We start from the raw sequence: 18973 nt of genomic DNA on the forward strand, positions 1-18973 counted from the left end.
TTAAAACCGTTATACACATACAGTGTACAGGGCTTAAAATGGTTAAAAAACGTACCGGATACACAGAAATCTCGTTTTTTTATGTTTCCGCCGGTATCAAGTAATTTGATGCGCGGTTTTTTTGATATAATATTATAAAAACCCAACTTTATCAGTGTAAATTTCTAAACAAAGAATTCGAAAGGGGTAGTTTGTATAAGTGATTCAAGAAGAACAGTAATTTTTATATTAGAACAAAGACGTACTATAATTTTTAAAATTGAATAAAGATTTTTATTAGTCGGATACCCCAGTACCCCAACTGAGGGTTCGTATTAATTAATACAATTTTTTTAAATCAAATTAATGTCTAATTATAAAAAAATTAAGGTGCAACAGTAAAACTATTAATAATTAAAAAGGAGAATTATGAGAACTATAATTAATATAATAAAATGTCTATTATTTTTGGCAGCAGGCCTGTATCTGTTACTTGTTCCATACGATAAATTTAAAAGTTATTTCCCAAACGCAATATCGCCGGTTATGATAAAAGTATCAGGAGGCGTTATCGTTCTTTGTGGAATTATAATATTACTCGCATTGATTATCCAATGATAGCGCCCAGGTATGCAAGAAAGGAAGAATATTCTGATTAAATGTTTGGAATGGCACTCTGGAAAGTTTCTATTTATTATAGAATAAAATGCCACCAAGCATTTTCTGATCCACTACTAAAATACAACCTGGAGGAACGAAACCAATGACAAACCAAAAACATTTCTGCACCTGCACAGATACCACCTGCAAACTAAACCCAAGCAATCACAATCTGGGCTGTGATCCATGTATCCGAAAGAATTTAAAAGAAGGAGAAATCCCAGGATGCTTCTTTCATATGATCAGTGACGATATATCACAACTTAAGGAATTTTCTATCAATAATTTTGTCCAATTCTATTTAAATAATAAAGAATAAAACCTGTTGCCAAGCCGTAACCGGATCAGCGATTATTCACATAATAATACCTGATTAAAATAACACCGATCACATCTGCCAGAGCCCACCCAATAGGAATCGCCCACCATATCCCAACAATTCCGATCCAGTTTACAGCGGATAGTATATAAGCCAGGATAACTCTGGAACCAAGACTTACAACGGTAAGTATAATGGATACCCCTGGCTTTCCTATCCCGCGGAATAGGCCATAAAACATAAACAAATACCCGATCAGGCAATAAAAACCAGCTACAATAGAAAGGTATTGTACACCAATTCTCAATATTTCTGTTTCATTTTTATTAATAAAATGTACATCAAAGGCTTTGCAGACAATAATATTAAGACGGAAATCATAACGCAGTAAATAGTTATAATTTTAACTGCGGAGCGAATCCCAGTGTAAATACGCTTTTGCTTTCCTGCCCCCATATTTTGTGCGATAAAGGTAGAAAAAGCATTGCCAAAATCCTGAACCGGCATATAAGCAAAGCTTTCTATTTTAACGACTGCTGCAAAAGCTGCCATTGCAGAAACACCGAAGCTGTTCACCAAACCCTGTATCATCAAAATTCCAAAATTCATAACTGAATACTGGATGCTGGAGAGTATGGAGAAATTGGATATTTTCTTTATAATATTTTTATTAAAATATAAATGCTCCCGTTTAAGACGGATCAAAGGAACACGCAGTATGCAAAAAAGAGCAATGCCAATGGCTGAAAATCCCTGTGCAATAATAGTGGCATAGGCAGCACCGGCGATCCCCATCTGAAGAGGAACAACGAATATGATATCCAGCACAATATTGATAACAGCAGATAGGATAAGAAAGATAAGCGGCACTACCGAATTACCTATGCTCCGCATAGCAGCGCTAAAGTAATTATAAATATATGTAAAGCTGATCCCATAAAAAATAATCTGCAGGTAAGTTTTTGCGTCCAAGAAAATTTCCTCAGGAATATTGATAAAAGCCAAAATTTCATCAATAAAAAGGATGGAGCAAACATTGATAACAACGGTCACGATTCCAATGAAAATAAAAGCTGTAAAAAAACAGTTTTTTAGTTCATCAATTTCCTTTGCACCAAAAATCATGGAAAACACCATGCTGCTGCCCATGCAGAACCCAATGATGATAGAGGTCAACAAAACCATAACGGAAAATGAACTGCCTACTGCAGCAAGAGCATTGGAACCAATAAACTTTCCCACAATCACTGTATCTGCAACATTATATAATTGCTGAAATATGTTTCCTATGATCATGGGAATGGCGAAATTTATCATGACCTTTGTTTCATTGCCGTTGATCAGATCTCTTGTAGTATTCATGTTTATCCATAAAATCCTTTCAATTTGTTAATTGCGGCAGGGAAATTCATTTGGCAAACAAAAATTTTACGCAATGCCTAAAGGGTACCATTGGAACCTCCTTTTGTCAATAAGCACGAAATTGTTACTATAGAAACAAATATAGTGAAATCACACTTCTTTTCCTTTGACCGGACACTTAGAAATAAACATCTTTTTTCTTGCCTGGATTCATTTTCACTTTCATCCTGCCTTACGATATTTGACAATTTTATCATTTGAATAGTATACCAGCAAAAGCATACGTCTGCCATTTTATATATGTAAAGTATAAAAACAAATCTATGAGATTGAAAACCAATTAGCAATAATGTTAATTAAATGCCTAATGGTTTTGCCAAGGGCTTTGGCTGAGGAACGAAGCTGAATTTAAATAATATTTTGCCAGGGCATTTGGCTCACCAAATGAAATTTAATAGTCTGATGTTACCGTATATCAAGTAATTCCTGCAGAAAAAATACAAGGTGTCTTTTGTGAGAAACATGTACCTAAACGGTTTGTAATGTCACTGAATGCGCTGCCTCTGTTTTCCTGCCTTCTTTTTTTGTATTATAATTCTCTTATAAAAAGGAGGGCTTATATATGAACAAAAAAATTAAAATTGTAACCATTGGAGGAGGTTCCAGTTACACTCCTGAATTAATGGAAGGGTTTATTAAGAGAAAAGATCACCTTCCCATAAAAGAAATTTGGCTGGTAGATATTGAAGCAGGAAAAGAAAAACTTGAGATCGTCGGCAATTTGGCAAAGCGCATGGTAAAGGCAGCAGGACTTGACTGGGAGGTCCATCTGACATTAGACCGGCGGGAAGCTCTTAAAGATGCTGATTTTGTTACCACTCAGTTCCGCGTCGGCCTGTTGGACGCACGGATTAAAGATGAGAGAATTCCATTATCCCACGGAATTCTGGGCCAGGAAACCAATGGCGCCGGTGGAATGTTCAAGGCATTCCGTACCATTCCGGTTATTTTAGATATTGTAAAGGACATGAAAGAACTGTGTCCCGATGCATGGCTTGTTAATTTTACCAACCCATCCGGCATGGTAACAGAAGCTGTTATGCGTTATGGCAACTGGAATAAGGTAGTAGGTCTGTGTAATGTTCCCATTCTTTGCAGAAAGATCGCAGCAGGAGCTTTAAAGGAGAACGAGGAGGATCTGTTCTTCCGTTTTGGAGGCCTGAATCATTTTCACTGGCACAGAGTATGGGACAAAACCGGTGAGGAAAAGACCAAAGAGGTACTTGAAACGGCTTATACCAGTGTTGAAAATATGAAAAATGCGCTGAAAAGCTTTACAAGCGCAAATTCAGGTGTACAAAATATCCCCAATATCTCGTTTTTACCGGAACAGATTTTAAATCTGGGAATTATCCCCTGTATGTACCACAGATATTATTATATTACAGATGATATGCTGCAGGAGGAATTGGAAGCCTTTGCAAAAGGCGAGACCCGTGCCGAACTGGTAAAACGTACGGAAGCCGAATTATTTGAGCTGTATAAAAATCCTGAGCTGAGTGTTAAACCGCCTCAGTTAGAAAAACGGGGCGGAGCTTTCTATTCAGATGCAGCCTGTGAGTTAATTAATTCCATCTTTAATGACAAGCGTACCCATATGGTAGTCAGCACGAGAAATAATGGAGCCATCTCAGATTTGCCCGATGATGTGGTAGTGGAAGTAAGCAGTATCATAACATCAGGCGGTCCGGTTCCGATTTCCTGGGGTTCCTTTGATCCTTCCAGCAGAGGTCTGCTGCAGTTAATGAAAGACATGGAGTTAACTACCATTAAAGCGGCGGTAACCGGAGATTACGGAACCGCCCAGCAGGCATTTACCATAAATCCTCTGGTTCCCAGCGGCAAAATTGCCAAGACAGTGCTGGATGAATTGCTAATCGCCCATAAGGAACATTTACCGCAGTTTAAAGAGACGATTGATCGTTTGGAAGCCAAGAACAGCTAAATTACCATATTTCTATTACTTTTCTGCTGTGAAAGGAGCCGTTGCATGCTGATATAAAAGTCAGCTGCAATGGCTTCTTTTGGTGGTTAAGGAATTCCTGTTCATTGAAAATACCCCCTTTTTATGTTAAAATAAAAGAGACAACCTGCAGCGGTAAATTGGAATATCAGATGTTGATTAATAAATATAAAAGGCGGTAGCGGAATATGATGATGTTTTCCAATCAGGTATTGAACCAGTTTAGTGAACTTGATTATGAGGTTTATAATTTTATATTGAAAAACAGTGAGAAGATTCCTTATTTGACCATTCGGGAATTTGCCAATGAGGCTCATGTTTCCACAACGACCATAGCCCGGTTCTGCAGGAAAGTAAACTGCAATGGATTTTCTGAATTTAAGATCAGATTTAAGATGGAGCAGGAGAGTACAAAAACAATCCGTCAGGGATTTGATTCCAGCTCAATCCTGGATTTTTTTCAAAAGATCGGGACAGAGTCCTTTCATGAACAGCTTAAGTCTATCGCCAATATTATAGCAGAAAAGAAACAGATTATTTTTCTTGGAATAGGCAATTCGGGAATTATTGCCGAATATGCAAGCCGGTATTTCTGCAATATCGGAATTTTTGCCACAGGGATCAATAATCCCATGTTTCCTATCAGTCTGGAATTTCCGGAAGAAAGTATTATTATCATTCTTTCTGTGGAGGGAGAAACGGACATACTTATTGAAAATTCGGAGATCATCAGACAATGCAATAGTACAGTGGTATCCATTACCAACCGTAAGAACAGTACCTTGGCCAGGATTTCTGATTACAATATCTCTTATTATATCCAGGGGGAACGTATGGATTATAAGAAGATGAAGGTGGATATAACCTCTCAGATACCGGCAGTTTATATTGTGGAAGCACTGGCTAAGTTAACGGTGCAGAGAAAACAGGGTTGAAAATAGAAAAGAAAGCTTAATATTACAATAGATTCAGAAAAGGGATTTGCCTGGGTATTACCGCAGGCAGTCCCTTTTTTTGTGTCAGTTAATAAATCCCTGGCCAGGATAATGAAGGAAAGAAATCAAAGACCAGAGTAAGGATAATGCTGGCTGCTCTCCCATTTATTAATTAAATTTTAACGGAAAAAATAATTGACACATGATTTAAACGGATGTAGAATGATAAACATTGAAAATTGTTAACAATGTTAAGTAAAGAAAAAATAGGGGGTTTTTTTGTTATGAAGGCTGGACAGGAAGAATACATAAAGAAGTTTAAATCAGAATTAGCCACGATGATGGGAAGAAAACAAAACATCCATAGAAACTGCGTACCGGAAGGCGTCACACGAAGCGAATTTTTGCGCTGCATCAAATACGGACCAGCATGAATGAAAATCCGGAAAAGAAGGGGATTCATGTATCTGACTTGGCAAAAAGGATGAATATCGCATTATCGGCAGCATCCCGGATGCTGAACTCAATGGAAGAAAGGGGCTTGATCTGCAGGGAAATAGATCCTAAAAGCCGCAGGAATATCTGTGTTTCCTTAACGGAAGAGGGAGAGAAACTATGGAAGAAGTGTTCAGAAAGTATGAGTGATTTGCTGGAACGGGTAATCATTGGCATGGGAGAAGAAGAAGCAAGCAAATTGATTGAATTATGGAAAAAGTTTTCTGAACTAATGGAAAAAGAAGTGGATCTAATGATGAAAGAAAAGGATTTGTGAGGAAAAGAGCAAGTTGCGGAAGATAAGGACAGAGGAAGATAAGGACAGATTTTGAAAAAACAAACAGGATTACAAAACTTAAAAAAAAGTATGAGAGATGAACGGAAAGGAGGGGATAAATTTGAAATTATTTTTCCGATATTTTAAGCCGTATTTTTTATTTATAGCAGTGTCAGTGGCGCTGCTGTTTGGTCAGGCAACCTGCGATTTGTCACTTCCTGATTTTATGTCTGATATTGTAAACAAGGGAATTACAACGGGTAATACCTCATACATACTTAAAATTGGATTTCAAATGCTTGGAATAGCCTTAATCAGTGCCTGCTGTACGATTCTAGTCGGTCTTATTGCCGCCAGGATCGCAGCCGGTGTCAGCAGAGATCTACGTCAGGACATTTTTGCCAAGGTAGAAAGCTTTTCCAATGCGGAACTGGAGAAATACTCCACTTCTTCCCTTATTACAAGAACAACCAACGATATCACCCAGATCCAGCAGCTGATCGTTATGGTGATCCGCATTGTATTTTATGCTCCCATCATGGGAATCGGAGGTGTAATACACGCGCTGGACAAAAACAAATCAATGTCATGGATCATTGCACTTTCCGTGGCATTACTGCTGGTGGTGGTCTTCAGCATGCTTGCAGCTGTCATGCCCAGTTTCCAATTTGTTCAAAAGCTCATTGACCGTTTGAACCTGGTAGTAAGGGAAAGCCTGGAAGGGACCCTGGTGATCAGGCTTTTAACACCCAGAGATTTGAGGAAAAACGGTTTGAAAAGGTGAATTTAAGGCTGACTCAGACAAATTTGTTTGTCAATCGTGTCACCTCCGGCATGATGCCGGCCATGATGTTAATCATGAATCTGACCAACCTCCTGATCATATGGGTGGGGTCAAAGGCAGTATCCTCCTTCCGGATGGAAGTGGGAGATATGATGGCTTACATGCAGTATGTTATGCAGATCATCATGGCATTTTTGATGATGACCATGATGTTCATCATGATTCCAAGAGCTATCGTGTCCATCAGGCGTGTTGTGGAAGTTCTCCAGACAGAACCTTCCATTGCAGACCCTGAGGATGCGGCTGAAATCCCAGGGGTTCCAAAAGGCGTTGTGGAATACCGGGGCGTATCCTTCCGGTATCCGGATGCAGATGAAGACGTGCTGCACAACATCACGTTTACGGCGCTGCCAGGACATACCACAGCCTTTATCGGCGCTACTGGAAGCGGAAAAAGTACACTGGTGAACCTTCTTCCCAGATTTTATGATGTGACAGCAGGGGAGATCCTCATTGACGGAGTCAATATCAGGAATTGGCCGGTCCATCAGCTGCGTAATATCATAGGATTTGTCCCCCAAAAGGGGATTTTGTTTTCTGGAACCATTGAAAGCAACTTAATGTACGGTGACCGGAATGCCACCAGGGAACAGGTTGAAGAAGCGGCAGATACGGCTCAGGCCATGGAATTTATCAAATCAAAGCCGGAGAACTTTGAAACAACCATTGCCCAGGGAGGAGGAAATGTATCGGGCGGACAAAAACAGCGGCTTTCCATTGCCAGGGCACTTGTAAAAAGAGCACCTGTGAATGTGTTCGATGACAGCTTTTCTGCCCTGGATTTTAAAACGGATGCAAAGCTTCGGGCTGCTCTTCGTGAAAAAAACCGGTGGCAGCACCATCTTTTTAGTGGCGCAGCGCATCAGTACCATCATGAACGCGGACCAGATCATTGTTTTGGAACATGGCAGGATTGCAGGAAAAGGATCCCACCGGGAATTGATGAAAACCTGCGAAGTTTACCGGGAAATTGCATTATCACAGCTTAGCGAGGAGGAATTGAAATGACAGAAAAGAAATCATCCAGTTCCCCCATGGGCGGGAGCGGTGGAATGCAGGGCAAAGCGGAGAGTGCAAAGGACTTTAAAGGAACCATGCTTCATCTGGCCCGTTACCTAGAGCCATATAAAAGCTCGGTATTTGTGGTAATCCTGTTTGCCTGCTGTTCCTCCGTGTTTTCCATTGCAGGGCCTAAGATTTTAGGAAAAGCCACGACAAAGCTGTTTGAAGGTCTGATTGCCTGGATGATGGGCACTGGATTATTAACGGATTTCCGCTACATCCGGAACCGCCTCCTGCTTTTGGTTGTGCTATATGTGGTATCTGCCGTATTTTCTTATTTGCAGAGCTATATCATGTCCGGCATCAGTATGCAGGTCACCTATGAGTTGAGAAAAAAATATTTCACAAAAATGAACAGTCTCCCCCTTAATTATTATGATACAAGGACCCACGGAGAGATTTTGTCAAGGATCACCAATGACGTGGATACGGTGAGCCAGACGCTGAACCAGAGCCTCACCCAGATCATTACCTCTGTGACGACCCTGGTGGGAATCGTCATCATGATGATATCCATCAGCATCCGGATGACCCTGGTGGCTGTATTGGTCCTCTTCATTTCCATGGCCTTAATCATGGCGGTGGTAAAGAAATCCCAGAAATATTTTCAGAGTCAGCAGGAAAGTCTGGGACACTTAAACGGCCATATTGAAGAAATATACAGCGGCCATAATGTGGTGCAGATATTTAACGGAGAAAAGGAAGCGATCGAAAAATTCGGGGCGATCAACCGCAAATTATACGGTTCGGCATGGAAGTCCCAGTTTTTATCAGGAATGATGATGCCTATCATGTCCTTTATCAGTAACCTGGGCTATGTTTGTGTCTGTCTGCTGGGCGGATATCTGACGGTGGAAAAGGTGATTGAGATCGGAGATGTCCAGGCGTTTATCCAATACATGCGTTCATTTATGCAGCCTATTTCCCAGATCGCCAATGTATCTAACACGCTGCAGTCCACAGCCGCTGCGGCAGAGCGTGTATTCGAGTTTTTAGATGAGCAGGATGAGGTACCGGAATGTAAGGCGCCGATCCAGCTTAAGGAGGTCCATGGAAATGTGGAATTTAAAAATGTTTGTTTTGGCTATACGCCGGATACAATGATCATCCACGATTTCTCCTCTGCCATAAATGCCGGCCAGATGGTCGCCATCGTAGGACCCACAGGAGCGGGCAAAACAACGGTGGTGAAATTGCTGATGAGATTTTATGAATTAAATTCCGGGCATATTCTGATCGACGGTCATGATACCCTGGATTTTACAAGAGGGGATTTACGGTCCATGTTCGGTATGGTGCTTCAGGAAACATGGCTGTACAATGCCACCATTATGGATAATATCCGGTATGGAAATTTTGATAAAACAGATGAAGAGGTCATAGAGGCTGCAAAAGCGGCCCACTGCGATGAATTCATCCGGGCATTGCCGGGAGGCTATCACATGGTGATCAACGAGGAATCCAGCAACTTATCCCAGGGGCAGAAGCAGCTTTTGACCATTGCAAGGACGATTTTGGCGGATCCCAGAATTTTGATCCTGGATGAAGCCACCAGCTCCATTGACACGAGAACAGAAGTGCTGATCCAAAAGGCCATGGGTAAATTGATGCAGGGCAGGACCAGCTTTGTGATCGCCCACCGCCTTTCCACCATCCGGGATGCAGACCTGATCCTGGTAATGAAGGATGGCGATATCATAGAACAGGGAAATCATGAATCGCTGTTAGAGAAGAAAGGATTTTATGCAGATCTGTATCACAGCCAGTTTGCAGATTAGTCAATACCCTTGACCTTGGCTCCTTGCCTTTGCAAAAATAACAGAACGGAGAGAAAGAAATATGCAGGAAAACAAACATATAAATGTTGAGGATCAGGAAATAAAGACAGGAACAGGAAAACTAAAAAAGATCATAGCTCCCCTCCTGGTCCTGCTGGTGCTTGCCGGATGCGGGGCTGGATATTATATCTATAATTCAAGCGTCTCTTACTTTAAAACAAATAATGCAAAAGTAACGGCAAAGCTCTATTCCGTAAAAGCGGTAACCAGTGGAAAGCTTTTGTCATGGGATGTGGAAAATGGGGACCTGGTAGAACAGGATCAGGTGCTGGGACGGCAGGAGATTCTTCCTTATATTAGTTCCCCCATTACAGGAACTGTAGTAAAAAATGACGGAGCCATAAATCAGACGGTGGCCCTGGGATCAGAACTGGCGCTGGTAGCCGATACCTCGGATCTTTACATAGGGGTAAATGTGGAAGAAACGGATATCATGAAGGTCCGCTTAGGACAGCGGGTGGATGTGAAGATAGATGCTTATCCTGGAAAAACCTTTAAGGGACAGGTGACGGAGATCGATCCTGCCACTCAGACCTATTTTTCCAATAATACCAGCTTTAACACCAGCGGAGAATATACAAAAGTGACACAGTTAATACCAATTAAGGTGACGATTGAAAATGAAGAAGATCTTCCCCTTGTATTTGGCATGAACGCATCAGTTAAAATACATCTGAAATGAATTGGGCTTACAGGAGGTCAGAATAGATGAAAAAATTGTTCACAGGTTTAATGACAATGGCAATGCTGGTGGGCCTTCTTACCGGCTGTGCAGGTGAGGGCAAACAGACCGAGGTAACAGTCGCAGCAGCGAAATCAGGAAAGGACTTGTCCACCATGGTGTGGCAGGGAACCGTGGAAGCGCTCAGCAGCGTTGATGTAATGCCAAACAGCAATGGAAAGATTTTAGAGATCCCGGTAAAGGAAGGGGACAGGGTAAATGCAGGAGACGTTTTGTTCCAGGTAGATAATCAGGATGCAGGGCTTCAGCTGGAACAGGCAAAGGCAGGCTACCAGGCAGCGGAGGCAGCTTTTAAAAATGCAGAGAAGGCAAGCCAGCAAAATACAAGCGTAAGGCCGGCGGAAATTGCCTTTAACACAGCCAGAGATAATTTTAGCCGAATGGAAGCCCTGTTTGCCGGCGGAGCTGTTTCCCAGGCAGAGTATGAAGGAGCCAGGGCGCAGATGGATTCAGCGTCCGTACAGCTCCAGGCCGCAAGAAACGGGCAGACAGGCAATTACGAGGTCACAAAGGCCCAGATGGACAGTGCCAAGGCTGCACTGGATATAGTGCAGAAAAAAATATGATGACTGTACGGTCACATCGCCCATAACCGGAATGATAACAAGTGTTTATGTGGAAGTGGGCCAAATGGTTTCCCCCCAGGTGAAGGCAATGGCGGTTATTGACGACAGCGGCAAGAAAGTAAAGATCCAGGTGGCTGACATGGACATAGACCAGCTGAAAACAGGAATGCCCATGAATGTCAGCCTTCAGCCATTAGGTGAGAGCTGCCAGGGAACTATTTCCGAAATATCCGCAGTCAGCAATGCTTCCACAGGGATGTTCACGGTGACCGTACAGCTGGAAGAGGCAAGCAAGGTCAGCTATATCGGCCTGACGGCAGATCTAAGGGTGTCTGAAAACAAGGAAAACAGTTCTGTATACATTCCTGCTAAATGCATCCAATCCGATGACTCCGGTACTTTTGTGTATAAGGTTTCCAATGGAACCGCAGTCAGGACAGCGGTCACGAAAGGAAAGAAAAAGAATGCTTATTATGAGGTATCCCAGGGACTATCCGAAGGGGATGAAGTGGTAATGCAGAGCAGCAGTTCTCTGGAAGACGGAGAAAGGGTACAGGTGTTAACAGTAAAGTAGACTTAAATCAGGAACAGGAATTTTTGTAAATCAAAAAGAATAAAACATAAGAAACGCACCGCCTCATGCATGCCTGGCTTATATTCGGCCAGACATGCATGAGGCGGTGCGTTTCATTGTAAACAGGCTCCGTTTCCCGTTAGAAAAGAAGGAGGACCGGGACTTAGTTCCGGCATTTCATGCATTCCAGGTAATGCATATTGGCGCATTCCCAGTCTACCACCTGGAACCAGTTATAAATGTATGCGATCCTTTCATTATAATGCTTTAAATAATAGGCGTGTTCCCAAACATCGATGGTAAGTACCGGGCAAAGATTCTGGACAATAGGGGTATCCTGATTTGCCGTGGTTATGATTTTAAGCTTGCCGTTTTGGTCCACAGTCAGCCAAGCATATCCGGAACCAAAAACAGACAGGGCCATTTCCTCAAATTCATGGTAAAAAGCTTCCACACATCCAAACTCTTCCACAAGGGCGTCATAGAGCATGCCTGCCTGACAGCGGGTTTCAGAGTCTGACATGCCATTAAAATAGAAGATATGATTGTAAACGCCGCCTCCATTATTCCTGATGGACTTCTGAACATCCTTTTTCAGGCAGTCTGCCTTGCAGATCAGCTTTTCCAGCGGCCAGTCCTGTAAGTCCGGACAGTCTTTGAGTGTTGCGTTAAGGTTGTTCACATAGGTTTGTAAGTGCCTGTCATGATGGAGGCACATTGTCAATGCATCGATGCACGGCTCCAGGGCATCGTAAGCATAAGGAAGGGGCGGATTTACAAATGGATAATGCTCATTCATTGATAATTCCTTTTTTGTTCATTTGTATAAATATATTCAGAAAATATAGGCTCGTGAGGAATAAAAGCCACTTTTCGTTTTTTATTTCCATGTTTGTCTGAAAAATATCCGTTTATTTCTTCTATGCAGCAGCCGGGGATTGTATCGAAAATTACCAAAAAGGCTTTATTTATGGCGCCATTATCATAAAAAACACCATAAAATAGAAAAGTTTAGAAATTTATAAGAATTTTATACTTAAAAAAAAGTTATATCAGCCCGTTATAATAGAAAGAAAAAAAGAAGTGGCACCAAGTACAGGAGGGACACGTGCATGAATAGATTTAAGCGCAATGTGGAAGAAACAGGCGGAGCGGCGGAAATGGAGCCAATGGAGCCAATGTCTGATGAAACGTTTGACAAAGAGCTGCAAAGCCTGATGAAAGAGGAAAAGGGCGGAAAAAAAGAAGAAAAAAGGCCCTCGGAAAAAAATGGAGCAGGAAGAGGAAGATCATAACCATTGGAGCGTCGGCCATTGGGGCCTTTTTATTGCCATTAAAGTTCTGGCAGGAGGCGGCAGCGCAGCTTTGCCGGTAACTGTTTCCCCTCTGGCAAAGGGAGAGGTGGTTGAAATGCTTTCGGTCAGCGGCCCTGTCCAGGGAACAGACAGCGTGGAAGTTGTTTCCAACCTTCATGCGGAGATCCTGGAGCTTCCGGTAAAGGAAGGGGATAAGGTGGAAAAAGGACAGGTTTTGGCAATGCTTGATGACAAGGATGCAAAAAAAGGAAGTGGACATTGCCCAAAATGCCTATGATCTGGCTGTCAGCACCTATCAGGATAAGCAGCTGGAGGCTGAGAACGGATATGCAAAGGCAAAGCAGGATTTTGATACAGCAAAGTCCAATTATAACCGGACACTGGCTCTTTTCCAGGGAGGAAGTGCTTCCCAGGTGGAGCTCGAAACTGCTTCTAATACCATGAATGACGCTCAGAGGGAAATAAGTACATACACGTTAAAGAACGGAAGACCTGTGGCAAATGAGTCCTATGCCCTGCAGATCGAAAAAGAGGCTTTTGAACTGGAACAGAAGAAGGAAGCACTTAATAATACAAAGGTTATCAGCCCTATTGCAGGAACCGTTGTAAGGGTCAACTGCAAGGTGGGCCGTTTTGCGGATAAAACCGATGATGATAAACCAATGTTTATCATCAATAATCTGGATGTGCTGGAGATGAGGATCAATGTAAGCGAGTATTCCATCGGAAAGGTTGCCATCGGACAGCCGGTGGAAATCAGTGCTGATATTTTAAACGGTGAAACCGCAAGAGGCGAGGTGACCGTCATTTCTCCAACCGGAGAGGAGAAGGGAAATGGTTCCACGGAAAGAGTCATTCCTACCACCATACGGATTATAGACCAGAACACCAAACTGATCGCAGGCATTACCGCCAAGGCAAAGATTGAACTGCAAAAGGCGGAGAATGTATGGGTTGTTCCGATTTCCGCTGTTATCCAGCAGCCGGATGGAAGCACGGCCATTGCTTGTGTAAAGGATAATATCGTAACATTCATTCCGGTGAAGACCGGAGTGGAAAGTGACATTCAGGCGGAAATCATTCCAGAGGAAGAAGGGGCCTTAACAGAAGGGCTGCAGGTGATCGACGCTCCGTCTTCTATGCTTACAGAAGGAATGACAGTAACCGTGATTCCAACCGTTCAGTAAGAGGGAGGCAGTATGTGGAAAAAGAAAGATAAGCTTCCCGCCTGTGTGACAGAGAATATCAGGAAGATTTGATAAAGCTGGTGGATGTGGTGAAGGTTTACGATACCGGCTCCATTAAGGTGCTGGGGTTAAAGCGGATAAACTTAACCATTAAACGAGGAGAATTTGTAGCCATCATGGGTCAGTCAGGCTCTGGAAAATCAACGCTTATGAATATCTTAGGCTGCCTGGACCGGCCCACCATGGGTCATTATTATCTTGACGGCATTGATACGGCAGAGCTTTCTGCTGATGACTTATCGGCGATCAGGAACCGCAAGATAGGATTTGTATTCCAGTCCTTTAACCTGATTTCCAGGACTTCTGCATTAAAGAATGTGGAGCTTCCCATGACCTATGCCCATATTTCCAGAAAAACAAGGGAAGAGCGTGCCTTAAGTCTTTTGGAACGGGTAGGGCTTGGAAAACGGTATGAACATATGCCCAATGAACTATCCGGCGGACAGCGGCAGAGAGTGGCCATTGCCAGGGCACTGGCTAATGAGCCTCCTCTGATCATGGCTGACGAACCTACGGGTAATCTGGATACCGCATCTTCGGTAGAGATCATGGAGCTGTTCTCCCAGCTTCACAGGGAAGGTGCCACTGTGGTGCTGGTAACCCATGAAGAGAATATTGCGGCATTTGCAGGGCGGATCATACGGTTCCGGGATGGAGAGCTGGTCAGCGATCTGCCTAATGTTCCCCCAGATCAGGTACAGGAAGAAGACGTAACAATGGAGAAAGAGGAGGCGCCATGCTGATAGAAAATATGAGTATGGCGCTTCACGCCATACGGTCTAATAAGATGAGATCCTTTTTGACCATGCTGGGAATCATCATTGGCATTGGAGCTGTGATCGCGATTGTATCTGTGGGAGACAGCATGAGAAACTTATTTACCGATGCCTATAAGGATGTGGGCTATAACCGGGCCGTTATCATGGTATCCTGGGAAGTAACAGATTTCCGCATGTCGGATTATTTTACCAGAGATGAAATGGACCGGGTCAGGGAAGTGTACCAGGATAAGATCCAGTATATTGACAGCGATGCCAGCGCCGATGCAGAGGCCGTCAATGGGCGCAAAAAGGTAAAGTATCAGTTCCAGGGAATTGATTCCAATTATACGGAAGTGCAGCCATTAGATATTATTTACGGCAGGGCCCTCAATAAGGCGGATGTAAAAGGAGCTGCAAATCACGTGGTTCTGGAGGATAAAGGGGCAATACAGCTGTTCGGTACGGCTGACTGCGTGGGCAGGACCTTCCGAATGACCATAAATAAGAATACCCAGGAATACATGGTTGTGGGAGTCTATCATAAGGATATCTCACCCATGATGGCCATGCTTATGGGAAACGGGCAGACTCAGTCAGGGTTTCTGCCATATACGGTCCTTACAAAATCCAATGATTACTTTTCAGGTCTTAATTTTTACGTCCGGGACGGAGTGGACATGAAAGCATTCTTAGCAGAACTTACCCGGTACGTGGCAAAATTAAAGGGCCGTCCGGAATCAGAGATCCGGACCATGTCAGTGGTAGAACAAATGGGGACCGTGGATACCAGCCTTTCCGCCATGGCGGCAGCCGTGGGTGGAATTGCCGCCATCTCTTTGCTGGTAGGCGGAATCGGAATCATGAATATTATGATGGTCTCTGTTACGGAGCGGACCAGGGAGATCGGAATTCGGAAGGCCCTGGGCGCGAGGACAAGAGACATCATGATCCAGTTTTTGACGGAATCCGCTTTTATGTCGGCCTGTGGAGGGATTATCGGCATCGTTCTTGGAGTGGCCCTTGTGAAAGCAGGGGGAGCTGCCTTTCAGATGACCGTGGTCATCAGACCCTCTGTGGTGTTCCTGGCAGTTGGTTTCTCGGCTCTTGTTGGTATTTTCTTTGGTCTTTATCCGGCTTCCAAAGCAGCGAAAAAAAGACCCTATTGAAGCTTTAAGGTATGAATAGGAGGGGAAAACATCATGCTGCTTGAAAATATGAATATGGCGATTCACGCCATTAAGGCAAATAAGATGCGGTCCTTTCTGACCATGCTTGGGATCATCATAGGCATTGGGTCTGTCATTGCCATCGTGTCCATTGGTGATACCATGCGGTTTATGGTATCCGATCTTTATAAAAATGCAGGAGTAACCCTGGCCTATGTCTACGTCTGGCCAAAGGACGGAGAAGATATGAGGGAAAGCGATTACTTTACCCTTGATGAACTGGACCGGCTGAAAGAGGTGTTCGGAGACGAAATCAGCTACATTGACAGCAATGCTTCAACAAATGCAGAAGCCGTTTTTGGACGCAATAAGGTCAAATACCAGTTTGAAGGAATTCTTTCCAATTATCCCCAGGTCCAGAAGATCAATATGATCTACGGACGTAATTTAAACGAAGCCGATGTAAAAGGAAGAAAGAACAACGTTGTACTGGAGGCAAAGGGGGCAAAGGATCTTTTCGGCACGGAAAATTGCATTGGAAAGTCGTTCCGCACCACCATTTATGGCAATACGGACGATTACAATGTAGTTGGAGTCTACAGGGCAGACCAGAATCCTTTTGAGGCGATGATGGCGGGAACCAGTGCTACCAGGGCTGGATATGTGCCGGATTCCTTATTGACCTGGCCCAATGACAACATTTACGGTATTCGTCTCTATGCAAAAGAAGGAACTGATATGAAAGGGTTTTCTGACATGATGACTTCCTACCTTGCAAAGACCAAGAAACGGAACAAGGAGGATGTCACCTTCTATTCTGTGTCAAGTGAAATGGGAAGTGCGGATGCAATCATGGGCGGCTTATCTGCTGCTGTGGGAGGAATCGCAGCCATCTCTCTTTTAGTTGGCGGAATCGGAATCATGAACATCATGCTGGTATCCGTTACGGAGCGGACCCGGGAAATCGGCATCCGTAAGGCTTTAGGCGCTAAAACAAGGGATGTCTTAATCCAGTTTTTAACGGAATCAGCCATTCTTTCCGCCCTGGGAGGAATCCTGGGCGTTGCGTCAGGCGGAGGTCTAGTGCTGGCTGGAGGAGCGCTGTTTGGCATGAAGGTGGTCATAAAGCCGGCGGTCATCCTGGTGGCGGTAGGATTTTCGGCTTTGGTAGGCTTGTTTTTTTGGCATTTATCCGGCTCCAAGGCGGCAAAGGCAGATCCTATTGACGCCCTGAGGTATGAATAAAAGAGCGCAGCAGACCCGCTGCGCTCTTTCTTTTCCAGGAAATTGCGTTTTACGGATTTTTATCCTGGAATACTATAAAAAAATAAAAATTCCGTATTATACTCGCCAAGTAAAAGGTTCTATGCTATAATAGGGTGATATCTTATGGTTTAGTGAGGAAACTGTATGCTTAGTGAAGAGAAAATAAAGATCATGACAAGCCTTGCAATGTTTGAAAAACACGAAGGAAAAAGGATATTTCCCATTAACCGGTACTTTAAAAGCGATTACATCAGTAGTAAGCTTATCCGCTCTTTTTTTCAGCTATACGCTGAGTTTTGTTTTATGTCTGGCTTTATGGGGATTATATGATATGGAACGATGGATGAATACCATGGAGTTAAAGGGCCTGACGGCAGCCGGATTGCGGATTGGAATAATTTATCTCATCGGACTGGTAATTTACCTGGGAATCAGCGCTGCTATATATATGAAGAAGTACGAATATGCCAGCCGTGGAACAAAAGTATATTTGGCCAAACTAAAACGGCTGGACAAGCGGTACGAGGGAAATACAAGACCTTTAAAAAGAACAAAGGGAGGACGGACATCATGATGGGCCTTCTTGTATTTAAAGAACGATTGAAAGAGTTTTATGCCAGGTTTGAGATTTATATAACGCCTGTGATCAAGTTTATATTCAGCCTTCTGGCATTTGCCCTGATGAATAAAAATATCGGTTTTATGTCAAAGCTGACGGCAGGCTATATTCCACTGGTGCTGGCTCTGGTGTGCTCCTTTTTGCCCTATGGAGCCATCTCCTTTCTGGCGGCAAGCTTTATGCTTGTCCATCTTTCGGGAATTTCCATTGAAATCACTCTGGTCATGGCTGTTTTTATTTTGGTGGTAGGACTTCTTTATTATGGATTCCAGCCGGGTGACAGCTATCTGCTGGTGCTGACCCCTGTATTTTTTTCTTTTAAAAATCCCTTATGCGATCCCGCTGATCGTAGGGCTGTCAGGGAGCGTTGTGTCTGTGATACCGGTAAGCTGCGGTGTATTTATTTATTATGCGCTTTTATATGTAAAGCAGAATGCAGGAGTCCTGACCAATGATATGTCGGTGGACGAGGTGGTGAAATTCATGCAGCTTATGAAGAGCCTGATGTCCAATAAGCTGATGCTTGTGATGGTTACGGCGTTTGCCCTTTCTCTTGTGGTGGTGGCGGTCACCCGGAGCTTATCTGTGGATTACTCCTGGATCATTGCCATTGTGGCAGGCACCATTGCCCAGCTGGGCGTAATTTTTATCGGAGATATTGCTGCGGATGTATCGGTGTCGGTTATCGGGCTTCTGGCAGGAATCCTGATTTCCATTGTGATTGCAGGAATTTATATATTTTTTGTCTTTGCAGTGGATTATTCCCGGACAGAATACGTACAATTTGAAGATGATGATTATTATTACTATGTCAAGGCCGTTCCAAAGCTGACAGTCAGCGCGCCTGATGTGAAAGTTCAGAAAATCAATGCCAGAAAGCTCCAAAGGCCGCAGAGGTAGGAAGCACCTTACGGGCATATTT

General features: G+C 43.4%; 18 protein-coding genes and 3 pseudogenes. 19 read left to right on the forward strand and 2 right to left on the reverse strand.

All coding sequences use genetic code 11. From position 1 onward, the window contains the following. Nucleotides 1-742 precede the first annotated feature (742 nt). Complete coding sequence (locus JCM10519_RS04065; RefSeq protein WP_054738045.1) at nt 743-958, forward strand: DUF6485 family protein; 216 nt, start codon at nt 743-745, stop codon at nt 956-958. A gap of 25 nt (nt 959-983) precedes the next feature. On the opposite strand, the pseudogene JCM10519_RS04070 reads toward JCM10519_RS04065, so the two are convergent. After that, nucleotides 984-2320, reverse strand: a pseudogene (locus tag JCM10519_RS04070) (MATE family efflux transporter). A gap of 622 nt (nt 2321-2942) precedes the next feature. On the opposite strand from JCM10519_RS04070, the gene JCM10519_RS04075 reads away from it, so the two are divergent. From JCM10519_RS04075 to JCM10519_RS26180, 9 genes and pseudogenes are all read left to right on the forward strand, one after another. Beyond that, nucleotides 2943-4325 carry a 6-phospho-beta-glucosidase gene (locus JCM10519_RS04075; RefSeq protein WP_054738046.1) on the forward strand — a complete coding sequence of 461 codons (1383 nt, stop codon included), beginning with the start codon at nt 2943-2945 and terminating at the stop codon, nt 4323-4325. Between the two features lie 206 nt (nt 4326-4531). Next, nucleotides 4532-5278 (forward strand): SIS domain-containing protein, encoded by a 747-nt coding sequence (locus JCM10519_RS04080; RefSeq protein ID WP_054738047.1) that lies wholly within the window; start codon nt 4532-4534, stop codon nt 5276-5278. 284 nt (nt 5279-5562) lie between these two features. Continuing rightward, nucleotides 5563-5712: a hypothetical protein gene (locus JCM10519_RS26170; RefSeq protein ID WP_347843065.1), complete on the forward strand. Its 150-nt coding sequence runs from the start codon at nt 5563-5565 to the stop codon at nt 5710-5712. Then, nucleotides 5709-6050, forward strand: coding sequence for a MarR family transcriptional regulator (locus JCM10519_RS04085; protein WP_054738048.1), 342 nt, complete (start codon nt 5709-5711; stop codon nt 6048-6050). The genes JCM10519_RS26170 and JCM10519_RS04085 overlap by 4 nt, the downstream gene beginning before the upstream one ends. A 97-nt stretch (nt 6051-6147) precedes the next feature. Then, nucleotides 6148-7902: pseudogene (locus tag JCM10519_RS04090) on the forward strand (ABC transporter ATP-binding protein). Then, complete coding sequence (locus JCM10519_RS04095) at nt 7899-9734, forward strand: ABC transporter transmembrane domain-containing protein (protein WP_054738049.1); 1836 nt, start codon at nt 7899-7901, stop codon at nt 9732-9734. Before JCM10519_RS04090 ends, JCM10519_RS04095 begins: the two are co-directional and overlap by 4 nt. A 61-nt stretch (nt 9735-9795) precedes the next feature. Then, nucleotides 9796-10476, forward strand: a complete 681-nt coding sequence (locus tag JCM10519_RS04100; protein WP_054738050.1) for an efflux RND transporter periplasmic adaptor subunit — start codon at nt 9796-9798, stop codon at nt 10474-10476. A gap of 26 nt (nt 10477-10502) precedes the next feature. After that, entirely contained in the window at nt 10503-11102 is a 600-nt protein-coding gene (locus JCM10519_RS26175; RefSeq protein WP_347843066.1) for a biotin/lipoyl-binding protein, read from the forward strand. A gap of 10 nt (nt 11103-11112) precedes the next feature. Next, nucleotides 11113-11676: pseudogene (locus JCM10519_RS26180) on the forward strand (efflux RND transporter periplasmic adaptor subunit); the annotation flags it as partial. 163 nt (nt 11677-11839) lie between these two features. Here the strand turns inward: JCM10519_RS26180 and JCM10519_RS04110 are convergent. Further along, entirely contained in the window at nt 11840-12475 is a 636-nt protein-coding gene (locus tag JCM10519_RS04110; RefSeq protein ID WP_054738051.1) for a Fe-Mn family superoxide dismutase, read from the reverse strand. Between the two features lie 313 nt (nt 12476-12788). On the opposite strand from JCM10519_RS04110, the gene JCM10519_RS26185 reads away from it, so the two are divergent. The 9 genes from JCM10519_RS26185 to JCM10519_RS26200 all read left to right on the forward strand — a co-directional run bounded on the left by JCM10519_RS26185 (nt 12789) and on the right by JCM10519_RS26200 (nt 18951). After that, nucleotides 12789-12971, forward strand: a complete 183-nt coding sequence (locus tag JCM10519_RS26185; protein WP_347843067.1) for a hypothetical protein — start codon at nt 12789-12791, stop codon at nt 12969-12971. Beyond that, a complete protein-coding gene (locus JCM10519_RS26190; protein WP_347843068.1) occupies nt 12946-13269 on the forward strand; it encodes a biotin/lipoyl-binding protein in 324 nt (107 codons plus the stop codon). Before JCM10519_RS26185 ends, JCM10519_RS26190 begins: the two co-directional genes overlap by 26 nt. Continuing rightward, nucleotides 13244-14179: an efflux RND transporter periplasmic adaptor subunit gene (locus JCM10519_RS04115; RefSeq protein WP_347843069.1), complete on the forward strand. Its 936-nt coding sequence runs from the start codon at nt 13244-13246 to the stop codon at nt 14177-14179. The genes JCM10519_RS26190 and JCM10519_RS04115 overlap by 26 nt, the downstream gene beginning before the upstream one ends. Nucleotides 14180-14247: 68 nt before the next feature. Then, nucleotides 14248-14982, forward strand: a complete 735-nt coding sequence (locus JCM10519_RS04120; RefSeq protein WP_347843070.1) for an ABC transporter ATP-binding protein — start codon at nt 14248-14250, stop codon at nt 14980-14982. Beyond that, nucleotides 14976-16166: an ABC transporter permease gene (locus JCM10519_RS04125; protein ID WP_054738053.1), complete on the forward strand. Its 1191-nt coding sequence runs from the start codon at nt 14976-14978 to the stop codon at nt 16164-16166. Before JCM10519_RS04120 ends, JCM10519_RS04125 begins: the two co-directional genes overlap by 7 nt. A 33-nt stretch (nt 16167-16199) precedes the next feature. Then, the gene (locus JCM10519_RS04130; protein WP_054738054.1) at nt 16200-17411 is read left to right on the forward strand and encodes an ABC transporter permease; all 1212 of its coding nucleotides are present in this window, start codon (nt 16200-16202) and stop codon (nt 17409-17411) included. A gap of 211 nt (nt 17412-17622) precedes the next feature. Beyond that, entirely contained in the window at nt 17623-18006 is a 384-nt protein-coding gene (locus tag JCM10519_RS04135) for a hypothetical protein (protein WP_347843071.1), read from the forward strand. Continuing rightward, nucleotides 18003-18506 (forward strand): hypothetical protein, encoded by a 504-nt coding sequence (locus tag JCM10519_RS26195; RefSeq protein WP_347843072.1) that lies wholly within the window; start codon nt 18003-18005, stop codon nt 18504-18506. The genes JCM10519_RS04135 and JCM10519_RS26195 overlap by 4 nt, the downstream gene beginning before the upstream one ends. Continuing rightward, nucleotides 18427-18951 (forward strand): hypothetical protein, encoded by a 525-nt coding sequence (locus tag JCM10519_RS26200; protein WP_347843073.1) that lies wholly within the window; start codon nt 18427-18429, stop codon nt 18949-18951. Before JCM10519_RS26195 ends, JCM10519_RS26200 begins: the two co-directional genes overlap by 80 nt. Nucleotides 18952-18973: the final 22 nt, after the last annotated feature.

This window comes from Clostridium sp. NkU-1 (assembly GCA_001312405.1).